The organism is Sulfurimonas indica (assembly GCF_009192995.1).
Lineage (GTDB): Bacteria > Campylobacterota > Campylobacteria > Campylobacterales > Sulfurimonadaceae > Sulfurimonas > Sulfurimonas indica.
The window spans coordinates 1-903 of the sequence record NZ_SDID01000046.1; the positions used below are offsets into that span (position 1 = coordinate 1).

General features: G+C 38.8%; 1 protein-coding gene. It reads left to right on the forward strand.

Going from position 1 to position 903, the window contains the following annotated elements; translation table 11 throughout:
• Nucleotides 1-903: IS21 family transposase (istA, locus tag ES948_RS10770; protein WP_152184951.1), on the forward strand; the 903-nt coding region annotated here is incomplete at both ends.

Sequence of the window (903 nt, forward strand, 5' to 3'; positions counted from 1 at the left end):
AGTTCAAATGATCAAAAAACTTTTAAAACAAGGTTTCAATAAAACAGAAGTAGCAAGACGACTGGGGATCAGTCGTGAAACAGTTCGTAAATATTCTCTTCTTCCTGATGGGTATGTTCCCGTTATTAACAGAACACCTGTAGAGAATATTGTAGATCCTTATCTTCCCCACATTGCAAAGATGTTGGAGATATCTCATAAGGAGAACTCTTTTATTCCAACCACTGTAATATACAAAGAGATTCAAACTTTAGGATACACGGGAAGCTTGCGTTGGCTTCAGCAGGTGATGCAAAAATATGAACTGCGTGAACGAATAAAAAATGATGAAAAGCTTATACGCTTTGAGACTAAACCAGCCAAGCAGATGCAAGTTGATTGGATAGAGTTTCCAAAAGACAACCTCTCTGCATTTGTTGCCACAATGGGATATTCAAGAGCTTCCTATGTAGAGTATGTTGACAATGAAAAGATAGAGACACTGCTTGCATGCCATATGAATGCTTTTAGATACTTTGGAGGCGTTCCAATAGAGTGCTTATATGATAATATGCGCACAGTCATCATTAAACGCAATGCATATGGAAGAGGCAAACACAAACTCAATCCTCTCTTTGAAGATTTTGCCAAGCATTGTGGATTTACCATTAAAGTGTGCAGGTCATACCGCGCAAAAACGAAAGGAAAAGTTGAGCGATTTAATCATTATCTCCGCTACAGCTTTCATAATGCTTTGCGTGTAAAACTTACAATGAAAAATTATCAGCTAAATATCGATAATGCCAATGCAGAAGTACTCAAATGGCTTGAGAATGTAGCAAATGTTCGCATCCATCAAACAACCCTGCAAAGGCCGTTTGACTTGTTGGCAGAGGAGCAACCCCACTTGCTTTCTCTGCCCAA